Genomic DNA, 4,439 nt, shown 5'->3' with positions numbered 1-4,439 from the left:
CCCAGGATCGGTCCTTTACCCCAACCGGTGGAACCGGTGATGTTAGAAGTCGGACGGAGCAGGACGCGGCGTTCCAGAAGGAGGGCGCCGCGCTTGCAGCGGCCACATCACTAACTGCGTCGCCGTGATCTCCGCAGCCTTTTCAGATCTCCGTCTGTTCCGAGATCTCGAGGGCGTCATCGACTTCGATCCCAAGGTATCGGACAGTCGACTCCAGCTTGGAGTGGCCAAGCAGCAGCTGCACTGCGCGGAGGTTTTTGGTGCGTCGGTAGATCAGGGTCGCCTTCGTCCTGCGCATGGAGTGCGTGCCGTAGTCCGCTGGATCGAGTCCCAGTTCCTTCACCCAGTGCCCGACGATGCGAGCGTACTGACGCGTGCCCAGGTGCGGCGACTCGTGCAACCGGCTGGGAAAGAGGAAATCCTCGCTTCTCAGGCCGGCCTGCTTGATCCAGGTTTGCAGGGCATCACGCGTGCTCGCAGTGATCTCGAACTGCACGGGGCGCTGGGTCTTGTGCTGCATGACGATGGCGCGGGAGGCCATCTGGTCGCCATGGCACACATCCCTCACTCGAAGCGCCACCAGATCGCACCCGCGAAGCTTGCTGTCGATGCCCAGGTTGAACAGGGCGAGCTCGCGAACTCGTCCTTGCATCTGCAGGCGAACGCGAAGCGCCCAGATGTCTTTCAGCTTGAAGGGCGCCTTTTGTCCGACGATCTTGCCCTTATTCCACGGCTCGCGAGACGCGTTGCCATTCGACATGCTCATGATGGTCTCCCATCGAGTTGATGGGCATCAGAGCATGCGCCGATGGGCGAATGATTCAAGCTGCCATTTGGAGTGCGAATTGCTCTCTGACGCTACCAGGCTGCCAGCACCCGCCCCATGTTTCAGCGTGGCCGTCTGCATTTCTAGCGTTCAGGCCGCTCGATTGGATTCGGCGTCGCCCTCAGGTTGGTGCGGTCTTGCTCTGCGCCATCACCAGCTTCGTGCTCGCCTTGTCCGGCCGTCGCCGTACGCGGCGTGGTTCGAGCTTCCTCAGCGCTCTGCGATTTCGCTCCGGCTTCTGCCCGCTGCCTTGGCGCGGTACAGCGCCGCATCGGCTCGCCCCAGCAACTCCTCGATCCGATCCTGAACCGGCGCCGCTCGCAGTGCAGCGGCGCACTTCTCGCTGAGCGGCTCCAAGGTCGCAATGCCGACCGACGCGGTCAACTGCCCCAGCGGACTGGCTTCATGCGGGTGGGCAAGTTCGGCCAGGGCCCGATGCAGGTGCTGAGCAACCGCCATCGCGCCTGAGCCGTCGGTGTCGGGCAGCAGGACCAAGAACTCCTCGCCACCCCAGCGCGCGCAGTCGTCATTGGCACGGCTGGCTGCCTGTCGAAGACAGTCGGCCATCTTGATCAACGCGTGATCGCCGCCTGCATGACCGTACAAGTCGTTGAAGGCCTTGAAGTGGTCGACGTCGACCATCAGCACGCTCAGTGGCGCGTTCTGGCGGTCGGCGCGCAGCAGTTCCCTCTCCAGCCATTCCTGCATCGCGCGGCGGTTGGACAGCCCGGTCAGCGGGTCGGTGCGTGACAGCCGTCGGACTTCGGCCAAAGCCCGGCTCAGTCGCAGCTGGGTGTTCACCCGGGCTCTCAGCACGCCGGGGCGGATCGGCTTGGACAAATAGTCGACGGCGCCCGCGGCGAAGGCGGCCTCCTCGGTGGCCTCGTCGCGGTGACTGGTCAGCAGCACCACCGGAATCTCTGCCAATTCGCTGGCCTTTTGCATCAGCGACAACATCTCCAGCCCCCCCATCTCCGGCATCTCCGCGTCCAGCAGCACCAGATCGACCGGCTCTTGACGCAGCAGACGCAAGGCGTCCGCTGCGCTGCGCGCGAAGCGGCAGCGACCGAAATCGCTCAGCAGGCGGCTGGCCGCCTGGATGATCGATGGGTCGTCGTCGACCAGGAGCAGCGTGGCTGGCGTGGGTCTGGATTCGTTCATGTCAGTTGACGACCGGGTTTGCTAGCGTTATCGACACGCATCATGCCTGACGCGACGAGGCATCGGATGCCTGTCAATCACGGAGGAACGGATGCGCAGGCGCAAAGTCGAGATCAGCGATGCGGTGCTGAAGGCGACCAGGGTGATGCCCCGCGACAGGCCTCGCGTCGATCAGGTCCTGCGCATGGCCGTCCAGGCGGCTGCAGCGCCTGCTGTCGAAGAGCAGTCGCCGGGCCGCTGCCCGTGTAGCCCATCAGCATCTGCTGATGGCCGGCCTCAAACGCGGGGGTGATGCCGACCCACATGCCTTGGTGACAGCCAAAGCCATGTGCATAGAGCAGCACCGGGCCCTGCTGGCCGATGCGGCGGACATGGTTTCTTTCGATCGGGTTCATGCTCTCGACTCCAGAGGGAAACACATCGCAGTGCAGGTGGCGCCAACAGGTTCAAGTTAAGAGCTGACGAGCTTCCAACAGACGCAAAGCCTGTTCAAAGTCCAACTCGTCGACGTGGGCCTCGATCGCCGCAACATCCTGCTCACTCAGTCCCCGCTCCCGCACCCAGAACCGCAACTCCTTCAGCGCGCTGCCAGCATCCAGGTCCTGCTGTCGAAGCAAATCGAGAAGCACCCCATACCGCGCCGGTCCGTCGCTCAGGGGCGCTGCCTGGCCGCTGTCCACCTTGTCAATGGCTTGAGCCAGCCAAGCCGATGCCGCGCCACGCAGCGCCGACAGGGAATGCGACAGGCTGTCGAATAGTGATGTCAGTTCGGTCAGGGGATCGCCCTGACGCAAGCGCTCCTCCCCCTCGGCGGCGAGGTCCTGCACTGGCTTGGCACCCAGCAAACCGGCGGAGCCTCGCAGCTTGTGCAGGCTCGCGGCAGCCTGTTCGGCACTCATCGCCGCCAGGCCGCCCACCCAGGCCGCGTCATGCGTCTCCAGAAGCCTGCCCAGCAGGTGGTGGAACAGGGCGACATCCCCGCCCAAACGATGCGCGGTTTCCTGGGCCTGAATGCCGTCGATCAGCGGCCAATCGGGCGGCAGCGCGGCCTGGGTGTCGCTGCCGCGCACGGGCAGAGGCGCGCCTCGCCGCGCTTCGACTTGCCGCCTGACCGCGCGCACCAAGGCCTCGGGGTCCAGGGGCTTGGTCAGGAAATCGTCCATGCCGGCGTCCATCGCCCGACGGCGCTCCTCGACCAAGGCGCCGGCCGTCAGCGCGATCACCGGCAGCTCGCGCAACTGCAGGCGCTCGCGGATCTGACGCGTGGCCTCCAGGCCGTCCATGCCGGGCATCTGGATGTCCATCAGCACAGCGTCAAAGGTTTCGCCGCCGGACAGGCGCGCCAGCGCCGCCTCGGCACCGCCGTCGCAGCGCACCACCGCCCCCTGACGCTCCAGCATCCGTCTTGCCACCTCCAGGTTGATCTCGCTGTCGTCCACCACGAGAAGGCGCACACCAGGCAGCAGGCCACCACCCAGGCGCTGGATCGCGGCCGGGTCCAGCAGGTGATCGCTGCTTCCCTTTCGCTTGGCGATGGCCTCGTTCACCGCGTTGAACAGCGTGGACGGGTTGGCCGGCTTGGCCAGCACCGCGTCAACCACCGCCTCGATGTCCTCGGTCTGCAGCGCGCGGCGCTGGTCCTGGGTGATCAGCAAGGCCGCCGGCACCTGGCCGGCTGGCAGCGATGCGCGCAGGCGGCGCATCGCGCTAATGCCGTCCAGGCTGTCACCGAGATGCCAGTCAACCAGCAACACATCAGGCAAGGCCTGACCGGCTTGCTGGCGCTGCTGCAGCAGCGCCAGCAAGCCGGCGGCCTCGGCGAAGCTGCGCGCCTGCCAGCCCAATCCGGCGCACAGCGCGCTGAGGCGATCGCGTTGCAGCTCTTCGTCCTCAACGATGACCGCCTCCAGCCGTTGCGGCCTGTGCCGGCTGGTCTCGGCCGCCTCCAGCAGTGGCAACTCCACGGTGAACACGCTGCCCTGGCCCGGTTGGCTTTCCAGGGCCACCGTGCCGTCCATCAGGCCCACCAGGTGCTTCACGATGGACAGGCCCAGGCCGGTGCCGCCGAAGCGCCGGGTGGTCGACGCCTCGGCCTGCACAAAGGGCTGGAACAGCTGCGCCTGGGCCTCCGGGGGGATGCCGATGCCGCTGTCCCGCACCTGGAAGCGCAGGCCTGGCCGCTGCGCGTCGAGCTCGACGCGGTCGACGCGCAAGCTGACCTGGCCCTGGGCGGTGAACTTGATGGCGTTGCTGAGCAGATTGCCGAGCACCTGCTGCAAGCGCTGCGCGTCGCCGATCAGGGTGTCGGGCAGGTCCGGTGCGCTGTGCAGCTCCCACCCCAGGCCCTTGGCCCGCGCCGGGTCGGCAAACACCGCATCCAGTTCTCGCAGCAGCTCGCTCAGCTGGAAAGGTGCCTGCTCGACGGCCAGCTCGCCGGCCTCGATCTTGCTCA

General features: G+C 66.3%; 4 protein-coding genes. All 4 read right to left on the bottom strand.

What is annotated here, in order from left to right; genetic code table 11:
* Positions 1 to 142: 142 nt before the first annotated feature.
* Positions 143 to 766 carry a tyrosine-type recombinase/integrase gene (locus tag J7U46_RS23105; RefSeq protein WP_225865052.1) on the bottom strand — a complete coding sequence of 208 codons (624 nt, stop codon included), beginning with the start codon at positions 764 to 766 and terminating at the stop codon, positions 143 to 145.
* Between the two features lie 270 nt (positions 767 to 1,036).
* Positions 1,037 to 1,987, bottom strand: a complete 951-nt coding sequence (locus J7U46_RS23100) for a diguanylate cyclase (protein WP_282829601.1) — start codon at positions 1,985 to 1,987, stop codon at positions 1,037 to 1,039.
* A gap of 113 nt (positions 1,988 to 2,100) precedes the next feature.
* Positions 2,101 to 2,382 carry a hypothetical protein gene (locus J7U46_RS23095; RefSeq protein ID WP_282829600.1) on the bottom strand — a complete coding sequence of 94 codons (282 nt, stop codon included), beginning with the start codon at positions 2,380 to 2,382 and terminating at the stop codon, positions 2,101 to 2,103.
* Positions 2,383 to 2,433: 51 nt separating this feature from the next.
* On the bottom strand, positions 2,434 to 4,439 hold a 2,006-nt coding region (locus J7U46_RS23090), incomplete at its 5' end, for a response regulator (RefSeq protein WP_282829599.1).

The sequence above is a fragment of the Pelomonas sp. V22 genome, from assembly GCF_030014915.1.
Lineage (GTDB): Bacteria > Pseudomonadota > Gammaproteobacteria > Burkholderiales > Burkholderiaceae_C > JAUASW01.
Note: the sequence above shows the minus strand (reverse complement) of the source record. Positions and strands in the feature narration are given on the sequence as shown.

Coding starts and splice junctions, on each gene's coding strand:
- J7U46_RS23105 (WP_225865052.1), bottom strand. CDS start 766: ATGAGCATGTCGAATGGCAACGCGTCTCGCGAGCCGTGGAATAAGGGC.
- J7U46_RS23100 (WP_282829601.1), bottom strand. CDS start 1,987: ATGAACGAATCCAGACCCACGCCAGCCACGCTGCTCCTGGTCGACGAC.
- J7U46_RS23095 (WP_282829600.1), bottom strand. CDS start 2,382: ATGAACCCGATCGAAAGAAACCATGTCCGCCGCATCGGCCAGCAGGGC.